This window comes from Flavobacteriales bacterium, assembly GCA_021739695.1.
GTDB lineage: Bacteria > Bacteroidota > Bacteroidia > UBA10329 > UBA10329 > UBA10329.
Genome location: JAIPBM010000016.1, coordinates 35319 through 60459, shown reverse-complemented (window position 1 = coordinate 60459; position 25141 = coordinate 35319). Strand labels below are relative to the sequence as shown.

Genomic DNA, 25141 nt, shown 5'->3' with positions numbered 1-25141 from the left:
CGTCTTTAATTGGTTCCGTACTTAATACCGTACGCTCTTGCCAATCTGACCTGTTCTGCCAATTTCTGACTTCGTTTTTCAGGGTCTGGATGCGTGCTCAAGAATTCAGGAGGTCTGCTCCCACCCAATTTCGACATGCGTTCCCAGAAAGGAACAGCCGTTGCGGGGTCGTAACCGGCCATGGCCGTAAAGATCAGTCCCATTTCGTCTGCTTCGCTTTCATGCAAACGTGAAAACGGAAGAATTGCTCCAACCGTTGCACCAATACCGTATGCCTGTTGGAAAAGAGCTGTTGTTTGTGCTGACTGGTTAGTCATTGCAGAAGCTAAATCAACTGCCATTCCTCCACCCTGCACCAGCAGACCTTGACTCATTCGTTCATTACCATGACGAGCAATGGCATGCGCCACTTCATGCCCCATTACCACGGCAATTCCATCTTCATCCTGACAAACAGGTAGAATTCCGGTGTAGAACACCACCTTTCCGCCCGGCATGCACCACGCGTTCACCTCGTTGCTCTGCACCACATTGAAATCCCATTTAAAACCTGCCACACGGTCGGAGGCGCCTTTTGCTTTCAAATAGCGTGTAGCGGCTGCGGCTATCTTCTCTCCCACTCGTTTAACTTGCTGAACGTGCTGGTCGCTGGCCGGCAAGGTGGGATTCGCACCCAAAAACTGATTATAATTTGCGAGAGACATGCTCATCATCTGGCTCTCGGGCAAAAGATTCATTTGCTTTCTACCTGTGATGGGCACCGTGGTGCAGGCTATGGCAAAGGCAACAATCACTAAGTATATGATGGCTTTTTTCATGATGTTTATTTGAGCCACAAAATTAACCAAGGGTATTGGTGATTGTCGGACCAATGAATCAAAATTGTTTTTTTTCAGTACCTTGATTTCATAAACCATCAAAAAACAAAAAATAATGGACGAAGTAAATTGGATTGCCGTGGCTGTTTCAGCCGCATCAACATTGGCCATTGGCTTTATCTGGTATAACCCTAAGGTATTCGGAAAGGCCTGGATGGAATCAATCGGACTGACTGAAGAAGGACTGAAAAAAGGAAGCATGCCGCTCATTTTCGGGCTGTCGTTCCTCTTGGCAATGGTTGTTGCCTACAAACTATCTGGTGGTGCTTACCATCATGGCGAAGACGACAGAACCGCGTTGCATGGAGCGTTTCACGGAATGCTGTATTCGCTCTATTTTGCGCTTCCGGTGCTTATTACCAACTCATTATTCGAGCGTAGGAACTTGAAAGGAATCCTCATCAACTCTGGCTATTGGGTGCTTTGCTTTTCAGCGATGGGAGCCATCCTTTACACCTTTGCTGGGGCTGGCATGTAACTCTGATGATCTTGACGTTAAAGAAAAGGGCCTGCCAAATGGCAGGCTTTCTTCATTAAAATGAGGCGAGAGTTTTAGGTGGTTCACGAACGCCTCTTACTTGTGAAAACCATCAACAGCGTTACGAGACCAAAACCCTACATTCCATTACCGAAATACCTTATCGACAAACCAATTCCCAATCATGAGACATCTGACTATTCTCGTTTTCATTGCCAGTTTATTGGCAGGTTGCAACACCAAGGATGAAACACCAGACAACACAGATTACCGTGAGGAAATGCGAAGTTTCGTTATCGGAATAAGCGAATATGCGAAGGGCATGAATCCGAATTTCGTCATCATTCCACAGAATGGAATTGAACTGATTAGCACCAACGGTGAAGTGGACGGCCCGCTGCATACCGCGTATACCATGGCCATTGATGCCCACGGACAAGAAGATCTGTTCTATGGCTACAATAACGATTACGTGGCAACTCCCACGCAAGAATCGGAATACATCCAAGGATTCCTGAACAAGTCGTTGCAAGCCGGAAACCGCATTCTGGTCATTGATTATTGTTCCACGCCAGCAAACATGTTGGATTCGTATGAACTGAACGAAGCTGCTGGTTATGTGGGCTTTGCCGCTGATGAACGGAACCTCACCACTATTCCAAGTTATCCGAACACGATATGGCAGGAAAGCAGTTCGCTGGTCAATTCATTACCTATCGTACAGAACTTCCTGTATCTGCTCAATTCGGAGAATTATCCATCTAAAACAAACTTCATCAATCAAGTACGTGCCACCAATTACGACCTGCTGGTTATTGACCTCTTCTTTAATGACGGAACGCCATTTACAGCTTCCGACATCAGCCAACTACGCGAAAAAGCCAATGGCGGTCAGCGCATGGTGGTGTGCTACATGAGCATTGGCGAAGCAGAAGACTATCGTTATTACTGGCAATCGAGTTGGAGTACAGACAAACCCGTTTGGCTTGAAGCCGAAAACCCAGATTGGGAAGGCAATTACAAGGTCAAGTATTGGAATACTGATTGGCAGAACATCATTTATGGTAATAATGAATCCTACACCAAAATGATAGTGGATGCTGGGTTTGATGGTGCTTACCTCGATATCATTGATGGATACGAATATTTTGAGGAGTGAGGTGTGAGACTCTTCCTTCGTCAGAGTGACAGGTGTAGTTGGCGTTTATGAGTAGCATCCACCCTGTCTCGTCTGTCATGCTTAGGAACGAAGCATCTCATTCAATCTAGCATCTCTCAACAAAAGATTCCTTCACTGCGGTCGGAATGACGGGTGTTGTTGGCATTTGCTACAATAGCGAATGCACAGAACATCATGATCAACACATTATTTCTGAATGATGACCACACGGCCCATGTCAACGGTATCTCCATCCTGTGCATCTATCCTGTAAAGATACGAACCGGCAGCGAGCGGAAGCTGTAACGCATTCCTTCCAGCATACAAGCCCCTACTTTCCTTCGAGTACCTCAGGCAGGCTGTTTCTCAGGGTGAGAGGTGCAGTTGGCGTTTATGAGTAGCATCCATCGTATCTCGTCTGTCATACTTAGGAACGAAGCATCTCATTCAATCTAGCATTTCTCAACAAAAGATTCCTCCACTGCGGTCGGAATGACACGGGTGTTGTTGGCATTTGTGCGGGAATCAATTCCTTCCCCATGATAATAATCAGAAACATACCTAACTCACCTACAAGGCCAATGCTCCATCAATTCACTAATCTTACTTCTCCAAAAGATGGTTGAAATGAAGAACGAAGAGCAGTTAAAGAATTTAGTGAAAGAGCGGTACGCCAAAATTGCCGAGCAGGGTAAAACGCAGAATGCGTCCTCTTGCTGTGGTGCAACCACGCCTGCAAACAAGGTTTACAACATTATGATGGATGACTACTCCCAAACGGAAGGCTACGTGGAAGATGCCGACCTGGGATTAGGTTGTGGTTTGCCTACACAATTTGCAAAGATCCAGAACGGAGATACGGTCATTGACCTTGGTTCTGGGGCTGGAAATGATTGTTTTGTTGCCCGACATGAAACGGGTGCAGAAGGAAAGGTCATTGGAATTGACTTCACGCCTATTATGATTGAAAAGGCCCGTGCCAATGCCGAAAAGCTCGGTTTGAATAATGTCGAATTCAGAGAAGGAGATATTGATGCGATGCCCGTGAGTAATGATGTGGCCGATGTAGTGGTAAGCAACTGCGTTCTGAATCTGGTTCCAGACAAACAGAAAGTGATTGCCGAAATTCATCGGGTATTAAAACCTGGCGGACACTTCAGCATTTCAGACATCGTTCTGGTTGGTGAACTGCCAGAAGCATTGCGACAAGATGCCGAAATGTATGCCGGATGTGTGGCTGGTGCCATTCAACGGGCGGAATACCTGAAACTGATAACCGACACTGGCTTCGAGAACATCACGGTTCAAAAGGAAAAACCGATCGTCATTCCTGATGACATACTGGGCAAGTACCTATCAACAGAAGAAGTGAACGCATTCAATAGCGGAGATACAGGCATTTTCAGCATTACAGTTTACGCAGAAAAGCCTGGTGCAAAAACCGTAAAACCTAAAGTGAAGCTTTCCGAAATAGAGAAGGAATCTTCTTGCTGTACGCCTAAAAGTGGCTGCTGTTAATTAAAAAAGTCCCGTTACACGAGTGTAACGGGACTTTTACTTTCAATCAAACTCAACTTAAACCGTCTCTTCTTGCTTCGGTTGATTTCTGAAGACGATCTTCTTGTCAAAGCAATCGAGGATGATAACACCATCTTTGTTCACTTTTCCGGCAAGAATCTCCTTAGAGAGTTCGTTCAGTACTTCACGTTGGATGACACGTTTCAATGGTCTGGCACCAAACTGTGGGTCGAAACCAAGTTGAGACAGCCAATCCACACATTCATCCGTGAATTCGAAGGTGATACCATTCTTAGCCAATTGCTTGGCAAGTAACTGCAACTGCAGTCTGGCAATGCTTGACACATCATCTCGCGTGAGCGGTGTAAACATGATGATGTCGTCAATTCGATTCAAGAACTCAGGTCGCAAGGTTTTCTTCAGCAGTTCAAACAGTTCTGTTTTGGTAGATGCCAACACTTCCTCGCGGTTGAATTCATTGATATCCTCCATCTTCTCTTGGATCAAGTGCGAACCAAGGTTCGAGGTCATGATGATGATGGTGTTCTTAAAGTTCACCACGCGGCCCTTGTTGTCGGTCAATCGGCCATCATCCAACACTTGCAGTAAGATGTTGAACACATCAGGATGCGCTTTCTCAATCTCATCCAAAAGCACGATCGAGTACGGCTTTCTTCGCACCGCTTCGGTCAACTGTCCGCCTTCATCGTAGCCCACGTATCCCGGAGGTGCTCCTACCAAACGGGAAACCGAATGGCGTTCCTGATACTCACTCATATCAATACGCGTCATGGCGTTCTCGTTATTGAAAAGATAATCCGCCAAGGCTTTAGCAAGTTCGGTTTTACCTACACCCGTTGTTCCTAAGAAGATAAACGAACCGATGGGTCGTTTTTCATCCTGTAGTCCTGCTCGGCTTCGTCTCACAGCATCTGAAATAGCAGAAATGGCTTCTTCTTGCCCTACCACACGTTTGTGCAATTCGTCTTCCAATTTGAGAAGCTTCTCACGGTCGCTTTCCAGCATCTTATTGATGGGAATTCCCGTCCAGCGCGAAACCACGCCTGCAATGTCTTCCGAATCTACTTCCTCTTTGATCATCGGAGAATTCTCTTGGAGTTCGGCCAATTGATGTTTGCTTTCCTCCAATTTGGCTTCTGCTTCCTGAATTCTTCCGTAGCGCAACTCCGCTACTTTTCCAAAGTCTCCTGCACGTTCCGCCTGCTCAGCTTGCAATTTGAAGTTCTCAATGTCTTCCTTGGCCTGCTGAATGCCTTCTACGATGTCTTTCTCATTCTGCCACTTGGCTTTTAGCGAATCGCGTTCATCACTTAATTCTGCCAATTGGGAAGCAAGCTTATCCAACTTCGGCTGGTCTTTCTCCCGTTTAATGGCTTCGCGCTCAATCTCCAATTGTCGGATCTTACGTTCAATTTCATCCAATTCCTGCGGAGATGAGTTGATCTCGATACGAAGTTTAGAAGCAGCTTCATCAATCAGGTCAATGGCCTTGTCTGGTAAAAAACGGTCGTTGATGTAGCGTTGTGACAGCGTAACTGCTGAGATGATAGCCTCATCCTTAATTCGGACCTTATGGTGCGTTTCGTATTTCTCTTTCAGGCCACGCAGAATGGAAATGGCGTCTTCCGTATTTGGCTCGTCCACCATCACTTTCTGGAAACGTCTTTCAAGCGCCTTGTCCTTTTCGAAGTATTTCTGATACTCGTTCAGTGTGGTGGCACCGATTGCTTTCAGTTCGCCACGTGCTAACGCTGGCTTCAGGATATTGGCCGCATCCATGGCGCCTTCTCCTCCACCTGCTCCAACAAGCGTGTGTATCTCATCAATGAAAAGGATGATCTCGCCATCGGCAGAAATAACCTCTTTCACCACAGATTTCAAACGTTCTTCAAACTCGCCTTTGTATTTGGCCCCAGCAATCAATGCACCCATATCCAAGGAATACAATTGCTTCGTTTTCAGATTCTCAGGAACATCTCCGTTTATGATACGGTGAGCAATGCCTTCGGCAATGGCGGTTTTACCCACACCTGGCTCTCCAATAAGGATCGGATTGTTCTTGGTTCTTCGGGAAAGTATCTGCAACACGCGTCTGATCTCTTCATCCCTTCCGATGACCGGGTCGAGTTTTCCACTCTTTGCCAACTCGTTGAAATTCAAGGCGTATTTACCCAAGGCGTTGTAGGTTTCCTCTGCCGATTGGCTGGTTACCTTTCCTCCTTTTCTAAGTTCAGTAATGGCAGATTTCAGTCCTTTTTCGGTCACACCGCTGTCTTTCATCAGCTGTGCAATGGTATCGCCCCCTGCAAGCAAGGCCAAAAGAATGTGTTCGATGGAAACATACTCATCGCCAAACTCTTTTAGGAAGTTATTAGCCTTATTCAAGACCTGATTGGCGTTGTTGGATAGGTAAGGCTGTCCACCCTCAATCTTGGGATAGCTTTTCACTTGGCTGTCAACTGCTGCTTGGAACGCTTGAAGATTTACCCCCAATTTCTTGAGAAGAAATGGAGTTACGTTCTCGTCAACGTTCAGAACACCTTTTAACACGTGTCCTGTTTCGATGGCCTGTTGGCCGTTGTTCATCGCTTCCTGCGTAGCTGCTTGCAACGCTTCCTGCGACTTTATCGTGAAATTATTGAAGTTCATATCGTACTGGTTTTGGTTTGTATTCCATCTGCGATAGACGCAGACCGCAAGCACTCATCAAAAGCACATCCATTACTGAATATCAAGCATTTAGCGGTAATATTGGCAGTTACTCATGTATTTCAATGCCGTTGTGGCTGAAATAGTTGATTGCAGCGGAAATGTTGTCGGTGAGGAAAATCATAAAACCGTCATTGCAAGGAACAAAGCAATCATACATGAAAAGATTGCCATGTTCATTCTTCGCTCGCAATGACGTTTATGCGTAAAATTGCGCAATGAAAGAAAAGATCCTCTCCCTATTCGGTTTTCCGCCACCAGCGGTTTTAAATAAGACCTACGGACCATGGAAAGATGGGACAACGATTGTGCCTGACTCACTCATCGTTGATGGTCGAAATGTGGGAAATGCTTCGGGTTTAAAAACCATCTTCCATCAATTGCAAAACGGCATAAAATCGCTGAACTCAAACGGAAAAGTGCTGATCTATTCCATTCAGCCAGAGTTGCTTGATGACACTTCGACCTCGCTCAGTGCAAGCGTTCATCACTCAACCTATCAGCGAGCGCTAGAAGGAATTAGCCGTTCGTTGGCAAAAGAGTTGGGCGGAAGAGGAACCACAGTCAATTTGGTCAAACTTCCACCGAATGTGGATCTGAAGAACTACGCAACCATTCAGGAATTCTTCACGTCAGGCCGTTCTGCGTTCATTACCGGACAAGCGATTGCTGCAAACAATTCAACTAAAACAGGTAGAGAATTATCGGAGAAAATCTGTGTGGTAACTGGCGGTGCTGGAGGAATCGGTTCTGCTACTGTGAAGCGATTGGCTGCCGAAGGTGCCACAGTCATTATTGCAGACATGCCGCAGATGGAAGAGCGCGCTAAGTCGCTTTTAAATGACACTTCGACTTCGCTCAATGCAAGCAAGGTTTCCTTCTTAGGAGCAGACCTAACCGATGAAGCTGCTCGAAAGAATCTTCTCGAAACCATTAAAGCAAAACATGGACGCATTGATGTGTTGGTGAACAACGCTGGCATTACCCGCGATAAAACATTGAAGAACATGCCCGAGCATTATTGGGACCAATTGATTGCCATCAACCTAACAGCTGTTATCAATCTAACGGAAGATGCGCTTGCCATGGAATTGATTCCCGAAGGTGGACGCATCATCAGTACTTCATCCATCTCTGGCATTGCAGGCAACTTCGGACAAACGAATTACACGGCCACCAAAGCCGCTTTGATCGGTTATTCCGCTGCAAAATCGAAAGAATTGAAAGCTAAAGGCATCACCATCAACGCCATTGCTCCGGGCTACATTGAGACAGATATGGTGAAGACCATGCCGCTGATGACGAGAATATTTGCCGAACGCTTAACGAGCCTGGCCCAAGCTGGAAAACCTGAAGACATTGCAGAAGCAATGGCATTCCTAGCACATCCTGGTGCAGAAGCCATTACCGGCCAAGTGTTGCGTGTTTGCGGAGGAAGCTTTTTGGGAGCATAATGGATGAAAAACAAAACCTGAAGAATCTAGAATATTCTAGACTCTTTAGGTTTGTCATTGTCCATTTAATCCTTGTCTTCTCTTGATACTATGGGCTTACTACATTTAAGGTGCCCCCATCTTGAATTTCCACTTCGCTGGGCGGACCTTTAATTTCTATCGTCCTACAATCACCCACCTCTCCATTCAATATGATCGGATAGTTTCCTGTGCTTACGCTGATCGGGATGATTACGTCTGTGGTTGTGGTCGGCACGCCACCACAATCCCAATTTAAAGGATTCAACCAACTGGTAGACACCATGCCGGTCCAAGTTCTGAATGGACTGCTGATGCTGGCCGGAACCACATTAACCGTTACGCTAGACGTAATAAGCGGATTAGGATTGCAGCCCGTTCCACTTCCAACCGAACATCAGTATCTATAATTGGCTGATGGTGCGGTTGCAACCGTTGTGCTTATGGTCATAGACGCAGTATTTGCCCCCGAGTAAGAAAATCCCGACACAGGAAGATTTGCACCTACGCTGAACCAATTGGTACCATCCGTACTGTATTGCCACTGATAGCTCAAACCAATTCCATCGTTCACTATCACACTCATACCGTAAGATGCGCCAGCACAAATGGTTGTTCCGAGAGGCTGTGTTCCAATGGTCGGGTCTAGCACAATCGATACCACGGTGCTTCCAGTTGCTGTGCATCCTTTATCATCTGTAACAGTAAGATCATACGTACCTGACATAGCTACTGTACTGAAGGTTCTACTTTTTGGACTTCCAGTGCCTACAAAACCACTAGGTCCTGTCCATGCGTACGTGTATGGAGCAGTTCCTGCAGACGCACCTCCTGTCAGTACCAATGTCGCTCCTTCGCACAATGGACCATTGTTCGTAGGGCTCGCAGTCGGATTCGGATTTACGACAACAACAGAAGTAAACGAAGCTCCTGGACAAGAAGTCGGGCTAGGACCTGTAGGTATTATTGTGAAGGTTACGGTTTGTGCAACAGCAGAAGAACTTGTCAAGGCTGCCGAAATATCTCCGGTGCCGCTAGCTGCCAGACCTGTAACCAAACCTGTGTTTGTCCTTGTCCATGCGAATGTTGTTCCAGATACGGCATTGCTTGTATTAAAACTGATGTCGGCCGTTTGACCGCTGCAGATTTCCTGCGAAGCAGGGCCAGCAACGCCAACAGGTATTGGACGACCCGTGATGGTTTCAGCATATTCTGAAGACGCATCGCAACCTCGTGCAAGGTTTTCCTGAATTCTGACCTTCACTTCATTAGCTCCTTCTTGAGCTGCAAACGATGGTAGGCCAGTGCTGTATGTTCCAAAACCAGCTCCATTATCATATACATATTCGTAGGTGTAAGGAGAAAATCCTCCAGTTCCACCCGAAGTTCCGCTCACAGAAACAGTAGATCCCACGCAGATCTCAGCACCAGAGGCCGGAGAACTGAATGTGATGTTGGTAGGAGCTGTTGGATCGGCATTAACAGTAAGCGTAGTAAAACGAGGAATACTCCATCCACAGCAGATCTCCTTTACTTGGAATCGAATAGTATATGTTCCATTCGTATTGAAAGGCCCAAAAGAAGGTGAAGGAAGATTTGAACTGAAAACCACCGTTCCGCTTGCTTGCGTTCCACTAAATACTTCCCAGATATAATCCACATTTGATTGAGAATATCCAGTTTCGGTGAACGAAGCTGTGACCGAACCACCAACGCAGATGGTCGAATAATCCAACGACAAACTTGGAAGTGACCTTGCAGTTCCTTCAATTTCCAAACCTCTTGTGTAGGTTTCGACTCCCACAGTGATGTCTGTATTGATCCCTCCAACAGCGGTGAAAACATTTACCGGGTCAGAAGTTGCGCTATTGGTTCCTGTGGTTGATGTGAGGTTATCGACATAATCCATATTCGCATTACTGAAGCTCCAGTTTCCAGACCCGGATGTTCTATCAAGCGTGATGACGCTATTCCTGCAATAGCTGGTATTGTTGGTCAGTATTTTCAACATTGGCGTTGTTGGAATAGAGGTAGAAGGATCGGAAGCACCCGTTCCTTGAGTATACATAACCGCTGTGGCACCTGCAGCACCCGTTTGTCCACTTCCACCTTTAGCACCTGCTCCACCGACACCACCATCACCTGCGTTGCCGCGTTCACCAGAACAATCACTTGGTCCATTTCCAGCGCTTCCACCAGGACCGCCATTTCCACCAGTTCCGCCTGCGCCTCCTGCACCGCCAGTTCCTGATGCTGCTGTCATATCGGTGAATGTACCTGTGGCAGCATTGCTGGTTCGGTAGATACCGAAACTACCACCACCACCATAGCCACCATCTCCACCTTCTCCACCTCCGCCACCTTGACCTCCGCCACCACCTGCATTTCCACCATTGGAAACACAACTGATGAATGACCCACTCTGTCCGCGACTGGCGCCACCGCCACCACCTCCACCACCGGAATTACCATGCCCTCCTTGAGACCCTACACCACTTGGTGTGTACCAAGCGCCATAAGTATGAGTAACTGCAGCCGTTCCCCCGTTTATACCACTTGTACTAACAGTGGTGGTTGTATAACCGCCACCAGCTCCTGCATTGCCACCTGTTGAGTTAGTACCACAGTTACCACCTCCGTTTGTTCCCGCTGCACCAAGTGTACCTGCCGTTCCACCAACGCCTGCCGTTCCAGCTGCGCCTGCATTGGTCCCTCCTCCATTACTGACCGAATTACCGCCCTTTCCACCATTTCCTCCGTTGTTTCCCCAAGCATTGGAGCCACCATTTCCGCCACTTCCTCCTGTTTTAGCCCCATCTCCACAAGAAGCGGATTGCCCTGCACCACCATTTCCTCCAGTATGACCAGTGGAGCCGGCAGCACCAGCTGTTCCAGAAGCTCCATTTCCAGCTTTTATATCGCAGCGGACAACGTTGTAGCCACTGGTATTGCTCATGTAAATACCATAACTACTGCAACCCATGCTTGCTGCTGTTCCACTGGCGTTGGCAGACCGAACCGTTAGGTCTATCAATTTCCAGTTGGTTACTCCAACCGCCTTAAATGTTGCCGTGTGGCAAACGTTCGGAGAAACACTTGTGATGGTCTCTACTGCACTAGGTCCGTTAACAGTGGTTTTATCAGATACACCATCAAAGCTTTTTACCCAATTTCCTGCTGTAACCACATAACCACCTTCTATGGTTATTCCAGTTGGAATGTTGATAATGGAAGTTTCATTGATGGTGCCTTCCGCAACACGTATATAATCTCTACTGCCCAACTGAGAAATGGCATAGGCAATGGTCGCATACGGATTGCTTGGTCCACCTGAGGTTGTAGTGTTTGTTCCTCCTGGTGCTACGTAAGCATAATTACAATTAGGCGAACCCACTGTGACGACACATGTAAGTGTGACCGGAGAAGCACAAACTGGCGAATAATTATAGGTCAGACTGATGGTATATGTTCCAGCAGTGGTTGGGGCGGTCCAAACAAGGTTATTGGCCGTGCCAGATGTTGGAGACCCACCAGTGGCTGTCCAAGCAAATGAATTGTTCAAGGCTGAACCTGCGACCGCATTGCTGTTCAGCGTATTGAAAGTGATGACCTGCGATGGGAGAATCGTGCTTCCACAAACTCCAGATTGAATAGCCGGAGCAACATCGCCTCCGCCAAATGCGCCTGATGTATTGAAGGCATAGGTTACGGTATAAACTGATGATATTGAAGTCAATGAAGTGAAATCGGCAGAACAACTACTGGTTGCCAAGCATCGGTAATACCTCGTGCCACTGATCTGAGCAGGCGTGTAGCTGAGTGTTGTAGTAGCTGTATTAACAGTGGCATTCTGTGTGCCTGAAATGTCGGTCCAAGGACCGCTTGCAGTACTTGCTATCTGCCATTTGCGCCATCTGGCCATGCTTCTTCCATTACCATCTGCATCAGACGTAACAGTTAAGGCAGTGGCTGTGGTTCCTTGACACTTAAGTTGATTAAGTGGAGTTGGCGAAGTGAGCGTTGGCGCTTGATTGTATTCCCAATAGATGGACCAACGAACTCCCCATGTTTGATCCCCACCGCAACTTCTGGTTCCTGTGTATTGCTTCCAATTGCAGGGTGCATCGTTAGTGATGTTGACCGTGTTGATATCAAGATAAGAAGAACCACAACTTGCATCGTTTCCTCCACCCCAACTACCGCCATCATCCTCAAATGCTGTCATACTTGCAATGACACTGGTTCCATAAGCTGCATTGGTAGCTGTTCTCCAGTTCGCGTTTGAATAATTTCTCCAACCGCAATCATCATCACCTCTATAGTAATCCCATATACTGTTGCTGGTACTTGCATTATTATCTCTGATGGCCACATACCAATGATTGTCTGGCCCACCACAGAAAACACAATCTCCGCACTCAGCCCCTTGTAGCTGATCTACGCGGGCCTTGTAGGTTATGTTTTGCGCAATTCCTTCTCCATAAACAAGAGAGAGGAACGAAATGACCAGAAAAACAATCTTGAATTTAGAACTGAAAATCATGACCTACGTGTTTTAATGTTCTGGTTGAATCCAAGAAATGTGGGACTCCACACTCATACTGTATTGCTTAAGTGCCCAAATGGCCAATGCCGTGGCATGCGGTACAGATGAGTTCTGTTCTGAATCAATGGCCCAACTTCCATCGGCACGTTGAGCTTTGAGAATGGCCTTTATCCATTCTTGCTTAACAGAAGACTGCTCACCAACATACAAGAGAAGGGCAACCGATTCAATCTCAATATCTCCCCAAAAAGAGACCTTGCTTAGGATTTCTGCTCTTACTTCGGAAGCCAAGTATCTTTTGGTCTTTGCAAACTCCTCGTCCGTTTGTCCATCCACATACCCTGTCTCTTCCAACCATTGGCAGGCCAATAAGGCATGGGTCAGTTCGTAGCCTCCTTTCTTCGAAATTTTCACAAGCCAATCGTAATAGGCTTTTTTCTGTGGTTTCAATCGATCACTCCAAAGTGCCTGAAGTGTGGTGCTATCCACTTGGCTTACTAGTCCATTAATGTCGTTCCAAGTTGGAGCCTGTTCAGTTTCACCGATCAGCCTGCCGAAGAATTGCATTTCAACCTCTTTTCCTGCATAGGTTTTGGCAATCCTTTTCTGTCCTTCTATCTTATCGAAGGCAATCGGTTCGCCAGCAATCCTTTCTACATAATGCATGAGCGCGTAGCTCCCATAATCCAACGTGTAAGAGGTATCGGCCAGAAACACCAAACCTTTACGAATGGAATTCGATATCTTCTCGTTTAAAGCTGAATTTCCATTCGTATTGCCAGCATGCTGAGCCTCCAAACGAAAAACCACCGCGGTGAGTAACACTCCCAGTAGGAGTGACATTGTCCTTGATTTCATGTCTAATATTTTTCCGAGAACAGCTTCGTATCAGTACGAAAACCTGTCATGCACTTTTGACGGAATCATCGAAACTCCATCAAGAAACGTGTGAACCAGAGCTATCGAAGTGACGAAGTCTAAGCGCACATCGTTAGAACTGACGTAAAAAGCCCGCGAGGTCGGAATGGTGTAATGCGCGCGCTTTTTCATACTTCCAATTATGCTTATCAGAGGTTGAAATTAGATAAGAGAATTGCGCGTAATTGTAGCGAAACTCATCCTGACCGCGATCTTAATTAGATTTTAATCCCGTTTTAATCGGTTTTTAATTTGGAATGGGCCTCTTAAGAAAAAGCCCACGTTCATTTGAATTTCAACAATCCAAATATTAAACAAAACGAAGTCTACGCGATTGTATTTCGGATAATTACTGAAATTTTAACTCAACAATGCTCATGTCGAACATGTTGCAGGACAGAAACCTCGAAGCAAACAACAACACGTTTTGCGCGTTTGCGGAGGATGCTTTTTGGGAGCGTAACCAGCCGGTTAGCTAATTAGCTTGTTAGAATTTCAGCTTTTCTAATTCCCCGATCATCTAATTGGCTAACGAGCTTACCGCTCCTCTTGGTAGTAGAGCTTGTAGTATTTGCGGCCATCATCGTCCTTTCCTTGCTGAATAAGGGTCTTATCGCCATGAATGTAGATGGAGAAATTCTTATCCAGTTTCAGAATGCTCTTAAACACACCTTGCTGTTTCTTAACGGCAGGCGTTGAGATATCGAAGGCATCGGCTATGTACATTTCGCGCTCTTGCTGATACTCTTGCTTGTATTGCTTGAACTGATTGATGACATCGGGCTGAATGATGACCTCCGCTTCAAACTCGCTCATATCAAAGGTGTCCTGCTCTTTGAAGAAAGCAATGGAACGGTTAAGGAAATCAGCCTGATCGGGCTTGCTCACATTGAAATGCTGTGGAAGCTCCTGGGTAATGAAACTCTTGGTCATGGCCAAGGTTTCGCGGGTCTGGTAAAAATCGTCTTCGCGCGGTTTTACATGCAGAAAATCATCTACCCAATACTGCGCCTCGGTGTTCTTGTTGGTCTTATCCACAATGGCCACCACGTAGCCTCTGTCCTTCTCGGTATTGAAGATAATGGCTCCCTTATCGAGCTTATTGATGTTAATGCCCTGATCGGTATTGACCACAAAACCTTCTCCTGTTGGGTTCACTTTCAGAAAGGTGTCTTTGTTCTCTGATTTAAAGAGGCCAACGGCATCTATCAGCGTACCTTCCATCAAGCAATGGTGGAAGAAAACGGTGTAGAATTCTCCGCCTTTGATGTTCGGATGCGTGCTGCACTCAAACAAGTGCTTGGCCAGTTTAACCGACTGCGCATGCAGGTTTTCTGGGTCTTCAAAAATGGCACTTACAAAGGTGAAAACCTCATTCAACTCCAAGCCACTATCGTGGTAGAGTTTGTAGTATTCCTGTGTTTTGAGGGGCGATCTGAAGTACTCGGTAAGCGCCTCAGTAACTTGCCAATCCAAAGCCAAAGGCAGTTCGGACAGGATCATGCCTTCTTCGTTGCCTTTGTTGCCTACTCTGTGTACCGAAATATGATCGATGCTACCTAAAACTGATTCTTCTGCCATGCCTTGTCTTTACTGCCTGCAAGGTAAGAAAGGGGTTTGTTTTGTCGAGTAGAAAGCCATTTGTTTCTAGTTAGTGTATAGAAGAACCAACAAGCCCTGTAAGTTTGCTCCCAAGCCAGTTGCATGCCAATAAAGATGAAAGACAAGGAAGCGAACAGCGTAAAGAAACCTTGGCCCACCAAAGCCGCCATGAAGCAGGTTTACCAAATGAAGCTTTGGGGTGGCGAGCAAGCTGATTTCTATTCTGGCACAGGTTCGCATTTGGCCGAGATCGTTGATCCCTACATAGATGTGGTGACGGCATTCTTAGCATCCTTTAAACCTCCGCTTACCGTTTGCGACCTAGGTTGTGGCGATTTTAATGTAGGAAGCAAGTTGGTAGCGCACAGCAAAAAATATGTGGCTGTAGATATAGTGCCTGAGCTGATAGACAGAAACCGTGAACGGTTCAACGCAGAAAACCTCGCATTTCATTGTTTGGACATAGCGGTAGATGAGCTGCCTGCCGGAGATTGCGCCATTGTAAGACAGGTACTTCAGCATCTTTCCAATGCCGAAGTGCAGAGCGTAGTGACTAAGCTAGCCGCTTACCAATACGTCATCATCACAGAACATCTGCCAGAAGGCGCTTTCACGCCTAATAAAGACATCATTTCCGGACAAGGAACCAGACTGAAGAAGCAAAGTGGCGTAGACCTGTTGGCTCCTCCATTCAATTTCAAGATCAAGGAAAAGAAGCACTTGCTGTCGGTGGTTTTAAAGGATGGCAAAGGCATGATTGAAACCACGCTTTTTGTCCTTTCCTAAACGTAGTCTATCGTTTTCGCACCTAAGCTTGCAAGCTCTCCTACTTTGACTCAAGCAACTTGGTGTGATGAAGCGCTATGAAGAGAGGAATGCTTCCGAATACTCCGAACGAACAATCAATCAGTTGCCAGTAAAGCGGAATGCCGCGAATGGAGCCAGCAATAAAGGCAAGTGGAAAAACGGCAAGGCAAGTGATAATACCGAATCGGATAACCCAAATGTTCTTGACGGGGTCCATCCACGGACCAACAAAAACCAAAGCCAGCACCAAATGTGCAAATGCGAGCCAATCGGTTCCGTAAGACAGAAATGGATATTCGGCATTCACATAAACAATGGCATCCCTGCAAGAGTCTATCCACATGGCCATGGTGGTGTTCGGATCATCGAAACTATCTGCCAGCCAATTAAGCTCAGTTTCTAAGGGAAAAGCGGTGATTCCTGATAATGCCAATCCGACCATGAACAGGCCAAGCCAAATGCGAATGGTTTTTAAACGCCTACGATATTCTTGATTTTCCATGCCGCGATAACTTCGTTTTCAAGCATTTATTACGCGAATGTCCTCACTGATTTATCGTGGCACTAGCGTTTGTGAAATTTTAACGCATTCTCTGTTCAGGGTGGCCTCTTTTGAATGCTAAGAAGAAACGTAAAACCTTGCTGAATAGCGACAAAACACTTACCTCCCAACTGGACGTTTGTTCTTGGTCTTCAGAATTTCGGTAAGGGCCATCAATTCCATTTGGGCGCCTTTGGTTGGGTCTTTGGCCGGAACGGCATAGAATTTCCCATCGGGGTCTATGATGAAGAAAAGTGGTAGGCTTTTGATGGCATAATCGTCCATCACAGAGCTTGAAATGGCCACGCCACCAAATTCCCAATCGATGTTCATCTGTCGTTGCAGGCTTTTCATTTCCGCTACCGAATTGCCCACGCAAACAGTAGCAAATCGAATGTTCTTGAATTCATCTTTCAGGTTCGGAATCACGTTGGTTTCGCGTTGGCAATAGCCATTGGTAGCATCCGTCAATTCAAGAAAAACATAATTCCCTTCTAGACCTGAAAGACGTTTTTCCACGCCATTCAGGTCGCGGTAAACAATCTCTGGTGCATTCGTTCCCTTGCCTAATTTCTCGTGCTTGGCAGCAATGTTCTTGGCTGCATTGGCGTGGTCTGAATTGGAAGAAAGCCCTGCAAAACCTTTGAGTGCCTTAATGAGTTGCCCATCTTCAAAATCCTTCTGACCAAAAAGCCCATCCATTCCTTCAATCAACACCAACCTCCTCACCGAAACATCCAAAAGCAAAGGTTCTGCCTCCAACAGCATGCGGTCCAGCGCAGCATAAGCCTCTGGTTGCGCCAGTGCTTTTTTGCATTCTTCGTGCTTATTGGCCACGGCCAGTTTATAGACCGTTCCCTGATAGAATTGCATGACAAAATCGGTGTACGCAGGATTGTTGAACTGTGGCTGCACATCTTTGAGGTACTTGGCGAAAAGCCGTTCGCGGTTGCTCAGAAAGGTTTGCTCCACACTGGCTATCGAGTACTTGATGTAGCTTTTCGCAAAGGGATGAGCAGTTGCATGTTGCTTCTGCATGCGTTTCTCAAATTGTGCCAAGGCTTTTGCCACCACGTCTGGACTTTTCCGATTGACGAGCGTTGGATAGATGGCTTCCATAAAGGCATCGATGCTATCGTTGAAAGCCGAGATCTGATGATTGAGCGCAGCCGACTTCCCTCCCAAAATCTTAGGCGCGAAAAAATGCCGCTCGTATAAGGCCTCTGCCTTATTGGGGTCTTTGGCCGGTGGCACAAAGGTGAGTTCGACATCCTTATCGCGCTCGATGAAAAAATCTGCACAGTACTGCCCTACTTGCAGGAATACATATTGCACGCCATTCGGTATTCCTTTCAGTTCAAAAGTGCCGTCCACATCTACCACTTGCGAAGCCAGCACGCGTTCCTTTCCGCTAATGGGGTCGTCATTTACGCGTAGCTGAATTTCCTGTCCAATAGAAAGTGGAGCTACCCCACGGATAACTGCGTTTTGTCCGTTGGTAAGCAACGGAAGCACAAGAAAAATCCAGAAAAATCTCATCGGCTCATGTCCATTCCTTCGGGAACAAAACGCATGGCGTCTCCCCCGTTGATAAGTATATCACGGACAATGGTCGAGTTTATTGCAGAGTACTCCTGTAACGAGAGCAGAAATACGGTATCCAATTCGGGATAAATGGTCTGATTGATGTGGGCAATGCTGCGTTCAAATTCAAAGTCGGCAGAAGTCCGCAATCCACGAAGCAAGTAATTGGCACCAACCTCTTTGCAGTAATCGACCGTCATTCCAAGGTAGGTTTCCACCTTTACTTTGGGCTCGTTTCTAAAGGTGTAACGGATCATTTCCAACCTCCGCTCCAACGAGAACATGTACTTCTTACTGGAATTGGTACCGATGGCCACAATGATCTCATCGAACAACGGAACGGCACGCAGAATAATATCCTCGTGACCTTTGGTTATGGGGTCGAAAGACCCTGGAAAAACAGCCGTTTTTTTCATGGATGATATTTATGCTTTGCGAATATACTTATACATGAGTTGGCCACAGATTCACAGATTTCCACTGATGACTCTGGTGAATTCATGTTCTCTGTGAAAAATCTGAGTTAATCTGTGAATCTGTGGCTATAAAATGTACATCAATTACGTAGAGAACTCCTCAACCTGATAGGTCTTTTCATTGAAAACAATGCCATTATTGGCCAATTCAGCCAAAACAGGTGCGTAAACATCGCTCGAAAGTGGCAGCAGTACACCACGTTCTTTGATCTTTCCATCCAGGATCATGTGCGTGGCAATGGCCAGCGGCAATCCAACCGTTTTGGCCATGGCCGTATTATCCTGATCATCGCCTTTCACCACCATCGAACTTTCGGTCACGTGCTTCTGACCATCTTTCACAAAACCGATCTTGTGCCACATCACGATCATGTCCTTATCGTTCGGTTTCATGGCCCATTTCTTCTCCAAAATGTGCTGAAGGATCTGAGCAGGCGTGGCATCTTTCAAGCCAACCACAGTCTTATCGAATAAGCCGAGCCATTGTAGTTTTTCCATCAAGCGGTCGTCCTGATCGAGTTTAAGCATGGCGCGAAGCTTCAATTCCACACTATCGCGCAGGCTGAACGGCAGGAATGAATTCACAAATTCGCGATGGGTCATGGTTTCCGAACCTTCCATCACGTAGCTGTCGTCTGTCATTCCAAGTTGCACAAAGGTGTCCCACGAACGGCTGTAGCCCGGTCTGCGCAGCGTTCCCCGATAAAGCGTTTTCACATCTTTCAGGCCGTACACTTCTCTGTACGAAAGGCTATCGCGATTGGCATAGCCTTCAAACTCGCCATGACCTTCAATGGTGATGTATTCCGTTCTGCGGAACACACGGTGGTAGGGAATGTACTTGTACTTGCCATTGTGAATGAACTTGACCGCACCACCTTGCGATGCCAACACCACGTTGCGTGGGTTCCAAGTGAATTTGTAATGCCACGGATTGTCGTCACTTTCTGGCGCAACCAATCCACCCGTAAAGCTTTCGAAATGCTCTACTTTTCCACCATCAGCACGAATCTCGTCCAAGAGTTTCATGGCAGAGAGATGATCGATACCTGGATCAAGACCGATCTCGTTCAAAAAGATGAGGCCTTTCGCCTTTGCCGCATCATCCAAAGCCTTCATTTCTTTCGAGATGTAAGATGCCGTGCACAGATGTTTGCCCATCTCCAAGCAATCCTTCGCCACTTCGATGTGCATACTTGCAGGAAGCATGCTCACTACAATAGCTGCTTTGGAAATCTCTTCTTTTCGCTGTTCCGCATTGAACACATCGAAGGCAATGGCTCTTCCGTGCGGATGTCCACCGATCTTCTTTTCGCACAATTCCGCGGATATATCGCCAACGGTAATGCGCCAATCATTCGCCTCGGAATGCTCTAAAAAGTAAGCGATCAAGGTTGTTGCGGAGCGTCCTGCTCCTATGATGAGAATGTTCTTCATGGAAGGCAAACTTAGCTACTTAGTGACTAGCGATGAGTGACCAGTGAAGAGAATTTTCAACTTCATTGCGAACGGATTGAAGCAATCTCCTGATAGAGATTGCCGCGTTCGTTCCTCACTCGCAATGACGCTAGTTGTTTACTGATTACTGGTTGCTTTTCGCCAGTCACTATTTTAGAGCCATGAAAACCGACCTGAAGGAAATTGAAGAAACGCTGAGAGCAATTCTCAAGGCGCAACAACCGAAGCTTCGGATTCGGAAGGACGAAGCAACTGTGCTGGAAATGTGCGGCACCAAAGAAGTGATGCAGTACAAACAGAAAGTGGATGGTTTTTACTTCGCCAGCGTTGTTCCAAAACCAAAAGACATACGGCTTTACTACTTCCCCATTTACACGCACCCAAGCGAGTTTTCTCTTTCTGAAGAATTGCAAAAGGCATTGAAAGGCAAAAGCTGTTTCCACATTAAAAAACTTAGTCCAGAAATGGAAAAGGAGATTGGAGAGATGGTGAAGAAAGGGGTTGAATTATATGCGAAGGAAGAGTTCATTTAATCATGTTTTTAGGAGGGGAAATAGTTGGATTCATTGGAGCAGTACTGCGTTGGTGCTATGGCTCTGTATGGAGAACTATTTTTAATAAACCGAAATTTACTTTCAATGAGTATCTGTTCGGCCCCAAAAAAAGTAAAGATTGGTTTGATCAAACCGGTCATGAATTTGTAAATCGACTAGTAGGATTATTGTTCATTATGTCCTTGGTTTTCTTATCGTTTATGTAAGTCACTCTTTTTGAATTGTATAAATCACACCTCCAAATCCAAAACAATGATCCTTATCGAAGACCATTAATTTCGCGGAATGAAAAACTGGATAATCTTAGCCGCCATTCTCGGAGCCATCACCGTCATTCTTGGTGCCATTGGAGCGCATACGCTACAGAACACGCTGAATGAAATGCAACTGAACAGTTTTGCTACGGGCGTTCGGTATCAGATGTGGCACATTTTTGCCATTGTTGGATGCGTTGTGCTCTCGAAACAATTTAATGTAAATCTAAATGTGTCGCTTTGGCTTTTCGTCATTGGCGTCCTATTTTTCTCTGGTTCCATCTTCCTGCTTTCCACTATTCCCGTTCATGGAATGGAAGGCGTGAAAGCCATTGGTTTGGCTACGCCCATTGGTGGACTCATACTGGTTGCCGCTTGGTTGAGCGTGGCTGTTCAGTTTATGAGGAAGAAGTAGAAATAGATTCCCACTAAAACCAGATAGACCGTCACACTGAACTTGCTTCAGTGTCTATCCTACGCATTTAAATAGATGCTGAAACGAGTTCAGCATGACAGATTCTTGGCGAGACCCTTCCCTTCGGTAAAAACTCAGGGCAGGCTCAACCTCAGGGTGACAACTTGAAAACTCCGTAGACATCCGTTTGTCATTCCGAGGAACGAGGAATCTCTTTTTTCTGCAAGCTTACTATAACTCAGTTTAGGAACAATATGAGCGAGAGATAGACTGACCTTTTTGAGAATAAGGAAGTAAATCCCCCGCCTCGTACCTCGGCACCCCCTTTAAAAGGGGGAACTACGGAGCCAACTTATTCTTAATCGCTTTCGCGATTGGATTTGGGATTTTATCCAATGAATTCAGCAAGTAAGGTAGCGCTTTCAGTTTGAAGCCTTCATATTCGCTCGGCACAATGGCATCAATCAAATGCGGGCCTGGTTCTCTGAATGCGCGCTCCAATGCTGAGTTGAATTCTTCGGCAGTACGCACACGCTCAGCAGGCATTCCCATTCCTTTAGCGATGGAAACGAAGTCAATTCCAGGATTGGAGATATCCAATTGCGCCAAGGCCTTTGGACCAGCCTTGTCCGCTCCCACCCTTTCCAATTCGATATTGAGAATGGCGTACGAACCATTGTTCATAATCACAGTGGTCACATCCAACTTTTCGGCCACAATGGTCCAAAGCGATTGGATGGTGTACATAGAAGAACCGTCTCCGATCAGTGCCAGCACAGGTCGGTTTTTGCCTGCTACAGCAGCACCAACAGCCACTGGCAAACCTTGCCCGATTGCACCTCCTGTAAGCGTCAACAGATCATGTTTTGGCGCACCGGCCGTGTTGCTAGGCAACTTGAGACCGGAAGTTTGCGCCTCATCAGAAATGATGGCGTTGGCTGGAAGCAAGGCACCGACTGCCTGTGTGATCTTCTCCGCATTCAGCTTTCCCGAAGGAAGTTTTGGACGCGAAACTTCTTGCAACTTCGGAGCCGTATCTGAAGCTCCTACTGCCGCAACCAAGGCATCCAAGCTTTTCAGCGCATCCTGCTCGTTCGTTACCAGATCATGGAGTTTGCAATCATCTGGAACGAGGTAACTTTTCTTTCCTGGATAAGCGAAAAATGAAACAGGCGCTTTGGCATCGATCAAAATCAAATGGTCGTAGCCACCCAATTGCACCGAAGCCATTTCGGCCAAGTAGGCAATGCGCTCCACGTTCGGCAAGCCAGCACCACGTTGTAAGCGTGTTGGGAAGACTTCGGCAAAAAGCTTTGCCCCTGTCTTCTCTGCAATCTTAGAAGCAGCCATCAAACCCGCCTCTTGCGTTACTCTTCTTCCAAGAAGAATGGCGGTCTTCTTTCCTGCCGTTTTTAACACTTCAGCAATGGCATTTATCGTTGCATCCGAAGCTGGCTCTGGTGCAGGTTGCGAGAAATCCGTTACCGCTTCGCCACCTTCGCCCCACGAAACATCCGCAGGAAGAATAAGCGTGGAAATCTGGTTTGGCTGGCTCGTAGCTACTTTGATCGCCTCGGCCGTATCAGCCCCGATTTCACTTGTCTCTTGTGAAGTTTTCACCCAGTTGGAACAGTTACGTGCAACGGTTTCAATATCAGATTGTAGCTGTGCATCGTACTGCACATGGTATTTGGCGTGGTCGCCCACAATGTTGATCATCGGCACACGCGCTTTGCGAGCGTTGTGCAAATTGGCAAGACCATTTCCCAGTCCGCAACCCAGATGCAGCAAAGTGGCAGCAGGCTTTTCAGCAATACGCGCATAACCATCAGCAGCACCCGTTGCCACACCTTCAAAAAGGGTTAGCACCGCGCGCATTTCAGAATTATCGAGCGCAGCCACAAAATGCATTTCAGAAGTGCCCGGATTGGTGAAACAGGTATCAATCCCTGCGTTGGTCAGTGTATTGATCAGCGCTTTTGCGCCATTGCTCTTTGCCTTGCTCATATCCGTTTTTGTTAGTCCCTGAAATTCAGAACGATTTTAAGCAAAAATCCCCCGTCCTGAAAATTCCACAAGCTTCATTTTCAGTCCACCCCCTTTTGAAGGGGGAATGAGCACAGAACGACCAGCAATGGCCGCGGATTATTATACATTCGCAGATTCACTAATTCGCATATTACTCTTATTACCATGGACAATTACACTCAATATACCGAAGCACTTTCGGAGATCGCTGATATTTCGCACGCCACTGCCCTTTTGCATTGGGACCTTGAAACATATATGCCCGAGAAAAGCCATGCGCGCAGAGCGCAGCAGATCGGTACGCTTTCTAAGTTGGCGCACATCAAAATGACCGATCCTGAACTGAAAAAGTTGGTAGATGAATTGCTAGCGAACCTTCCTGCTGATGCGAAACAAGCATCCAATATCAAGCAAACTGCGCGTGATCTGAAGCGTAAAACGCTGTTCGATAGCAAGTTTGTGGAAGAGATGAGCCGTGCTACAAGCGAAGCCTTCTTCCATTGGCAAGAGGCCAAAAAGAAGAATGATTTTTCGTTGTATGCGCCTTTCCTCCAAAAAGTGATTGACCTGAAACGGAAAGAGGCCGAAATTGTGGGTTACGAAGGTCATCCGTATGATGCGCTGTGCGATGAGTTTGAACCTGATTGCACCGTTGCCCAGTTGGATGCACTGTTCGAAGGCGTGAAGAAAGATTTGAAGCCGCTGTTGGACGCCATCAAAGCCAAGCCGCAGGTGAATGACAGCTTCATGGATCAGTACTTCAACCACGATAAACAATGGGATTTCGGCATTGAGGTTTTGAAGGATATGGGTTATGATTTTGAGGCTGGAAGACAAGACGTTTCGAGTCATCCATTTACCATCAATTTCTCCGCAACGGATGTTCGGGTAACCACGCGTGTTTCGGAAGAAACCTTCAACGAAATGCTGTGGAGTTGTATTCACGAAGGTGGTCATGCACTATACGAGCAAGGCTTGCCAGATAGCGAATATGGCCTGCCGAGTGGCGAAGCGATCTCGTTGGGAATTCATGAAAGCCAAAGCCGATTGTGGGAGAATAATGTAGGCCGATCGCTTCCTTTTTGGGAATGGAAATTTGCCCGATTGAAGGAGATCTTCCCCACACAATTCGAGGGCGTTTCTGCTTTGGATTTCTTCAAAGCGATGAATAAGGTTCAGTCGAGTTTGATACGTGTGAATGCAGATGAATTGACCTACCATTTCCATATTCTCATTCGATACGAGATTGAAAAAGGCATTATGGAAGGAAAGCTGAACGCGGTTGATCTGCCAGCTGCGTGGAACGCGAAATACAAGGAATACCTAGGTGTGGATGTTCCGAGCGATAGCCAAGGTGTGTTGCAGGATATTCACTGGAGTCATGGTTCTATCGGGTATTTCCCAACTTACTCTATCGGAAGTTTCTACGCTGCTCAGTTTCATGCTGCGGCAGAGAAAGAAATCGGTGCGTTAGACCCTTCGAACCCGAAACCATACTTAGAGAATCTGTTGGCTTGGTTACGAGAAAACGTGCATCAACACGGAAAGCTTTACAGCTCGAAAGAATTGTGTGAACGCATTAGCGGAGAACCGTTGAATTCGCAGTACTTTATGGATTATGCCAAGAAGAAGTATGGGGTGATCTACGGGATCTGAACCCCTATCAGCTGAACGAAAAACCGACCTCGCACAACGGAAATCAGTTGTGCGAGGTCGGTTTCTT

General features: G+C 46.6%; 20 protein-coding genes. 8 read left to right on the top strand and 12 right to left on the bottom strand.

What is annotated here, in order from left to right; genetic code table 11:
• Window positions 1-5 precede the first annotated feature (5 nt).
• On the bottom strand, window positions 6-818 hold the full coding sequence (locus K9J17_11120; protein ID MCF8277274.1) for a M48 family metallopeptidase: 813 nt from the start codon (window positions 816-818) through the stop codon (window positions 6-8).
• Between the two features lie 115 nt (window positions 819-933).
• On the opposite strand from K9J17_11120, the gene K9J17_11115 reads away from it, so the two are divergent.
• The 3 genes from K9J17_11115 to K9J17_11105 all read left to right on the top strand — a co-directional run bounded on the left by K9J17_11115 (window position 934) and on the right by K9J17_11105 (window position 4033).
• Window positions 934-1356: a DUF1761 domain-containing protein gene (locus K9J17_11115; protein MCF8277273.1), complete on the top strand. Its 423-nt coding sequence runs from the start codon at window positions 934-936 to the stop codon at window positions 1354-1356.
• A gap of 184 nt (window positions 1357-1540) precedes the next feature.
• On the top strand, window positions 1541-2515 hold the full coding sequence (locus K9J17_11110) for an endo alpha-1,4 polygalactosaminidase (GenBank protein ID MCF8277272.1): 975 nt from the start codon (window positions 1541-1543) through the stop codon (window positions 2513-2515).
• 627 nt (window positions 2516-3142) lie between these two features.
• Complete coding sequence (locus tag K9J17_11105; GenBank protein ID MCF8277271.1) at window positions 3143-4033, top strand: arsenite methyltransferase; 891 nt, start codon at window positions 3143-3145, stop codon at window positions 4031-4033.
• 57 nt (window positions 4034-4090) lie between these two features.
• Here the strand turns inward: K9J17_11105 and clpB are convergent, their stop codons facing one another.
• Window positions 4091-6703, bottom strand: a complete 2613-nt coding sequence (gene clpB / locus K9J17_11100) for an ATP-dependent chaperone ClpB (protein ID MCF8277270.1) — start codon at window positions 6701-6703, stop codon at window positions 4091-4093.
• A 278-nt stretch (window positions 6704-6981) separates the two neighbouring features.
• Here clpB and K9J17_11095 point away from each other — a divergent pair, with 278 nt between their 5' ends.
• Window positions 6982-8217 carry an SDR family oxidoreductase gene (locus K9J17_11095; protein MCF8277269.1) on the top strand — a complete coding sequence of 412 codons (1236 nt, stop codon included), beginning with the start codon at window positions 6982-6984 and terminating at the stop codon, window positions 8215-8217.
• An 88-nt stretch (window positions 8218-8305) separates the two neighbouring features.
• Here K9J17_11095 and K9J17_11090 read toward each other — a convergent pair whose 3' ends face one another.
• The 5 genes from K9J17_11090 to K9J17_11070 form a co-directional block, all read right to left on the bottom strand.
• The gene (locus K9J17_11090) at window positions 8306-8521 is read right to left on the bottom strand and encodes a hypothetical protein (protein MCF8277268.1); all 216 of its coding nucleotides are present in this window, start codon (window positions 8519-8521) and stop codon (window positions 8306-8308) included.
• 111 nt (window positions 8522-8632) lie between these two features.
• Window positions 8633-10498 (bottom strand): hypothetical protein, encoded by a 1866-nt coding sequence (locus K9J17_11085; protein MCF8277267.1) that lies wholly within the window; start codon window positions 10496-10498, stop codon window positions 8633-8635.
• A 2292-nt stretch (window positions 10499-12790) separates the two neighbouring features.
• Entirely contained in the window at window positions 12791-13624 is an 834-nt protein-coding gene (locus tag K9J17_11080; GenBank protein ID MCF8277266.1) for a hypothetical protein, read from the bottom strand.
• Window positions 13625-13669: 45 nt separating this feature from the next.
• Window positions 13670-13831 (bottom strand): hypothetical protein, encoded by a 162-nt coding sequence (locus K9J17_11075; GenBank protein MCF8277265.1) that lies wholly within the window; start codon window positions 13829-13831, stop codon window positions 13670-13672.
• A 405-nt stretch (window positions 13832-14236) separates the two neighbouring features.
• Window positions 14237-15280, bottom strand: a complete 1044-nt coding sequence (locus K9J17_11070) for a nucleoid-associated protein (GenBank protein ID MCF8277264.1) — start codon at window positions 15278-15280, stop codon at window positions 14237-14239.
• Between the two features lie 135 nt (window positions 15281-15415).
• On the opposite strand from K9J17_11070, the gene K9J17_11065 reads away from it, so the two are divergent.
• Window positions 15416-16087: a class I SAM-dependent methyltransferase gene (locus tag K9J17_11065; protein ID MCF8277263.1), complete on the top strand. Its 672-nt coding sequence runs from the start codon at window positions 15416-15418 to the stop codon at window positions 16085-16087.
• A 40-nt stretch (window positions 16088-16127) separates the two neighbouring features.
• On the opposite strand, the gene K9J17_11060 is transcribed toward K9J17_11065, so the two are convergent.
• The 4 genes from K9J17_11060 to K9J17_11045 form a co-directional block, all read right to left on the bottom strand.
• Entirely contained in the window at window positions 16128-16610 is a 483-nt protein-coding gene (locus K9J17_11060) for a hypothetical protein (GenBank protein MCF8277262.1), read from the bottom strand.
• 159 nt (window positions 16611-16769) lie between these two features.
• A complete protein-coding gene (locus tag K9J17_11055) occupies window positions 16770-18188 on the bottom strand; it encodes a redoxin domain-containing protein (protein ID MCF8277261.1) in 1419 nt (472 codons plus the stop codon).
• Window positions 18185-18649 (bottom strand): pantetheine-phosphate adenylyltransferase, encoded by a 465-nt coding sequence (gene coaD, locus K9J17_11050; GenBank protein ID MCF8277260.1) that lies wholly within the window; start codon window positions 18647-18649, stop codon window positions 18185-18187. Before coaD ends, K9J17_11055 begins: the two co-directional genes overlap by 4 nt.
• Before the next feature lie 144 nt (window positions 18650-18793).
• On the bottom strand, window positions 18794-20146 hold the full coding sequence (locus K9J17_11045; protein ID MCF8277259.1) for a saccharopine dehydrogenase NADP-binding domain-containing protein: 1353 nt from the start codon (window positions 20144-20146) through the stop codon (window positions 18794-18796).
• Window positions 20147-20328: 182 nt separating this feature from the next.
• Here K9J17_11045 and K9J17_11040 point away from each other — a divergent pair, with 182 nt between their 5' ends.
• Complete coding sequence (locus K9J17_11040; protein MCF8277258.1) at window positions 20329-20700, top strand: hypothetical protein; 372 nt, start codon at window positions 20329-20331, stop codon at window positions 20698-20700.
• Between the two features lie 306 nt (window positions 20701-21006).
• Complete coding sequence (locus K9J17_11035) at window positions 21007-21390, top strand: DUF423 domain-containing protein (GenBank protein ID MCF8277257.1); 384 nt, start codon at window positions 21007-21009, stop codon at window positions 21388-21390.
• A gap of 339 nt (window positions 21391-21729) precedes the next feature.
• Here K9J17_11035 and K9J17_11030 read toward each other — a convergent pair whose 3' ends face one another.
• A complete protein-coding gene (locus K9J17_11030) occupies window positions 21730-23397 on the bottom strand; it encodes an acetolactate synthase large subunit (protein MCF8277256.1) in 1668 nt (555 codons plus the stop codon).
• 186 nt (window positions 23398-23583) lie between these two features.
• On the opposite strand from K9J17_11030, the gene K9J17_11025 reads away from it, so the two are divergent.
• The gene (locus K9J17_11025) at window positions 23584-25074 is read left to right on the top strand and encodes a carboxypeptidase M32 (protein ID MCF8277255.1); all 1491 of its coding nucleotides are present in this window, start codon (window positions 23584-23586) and stop codon (window positions 25072-25074) included.
• The last annotated feature ends 67 nt before the right edge of the window (window positions 25075-25141 follow it).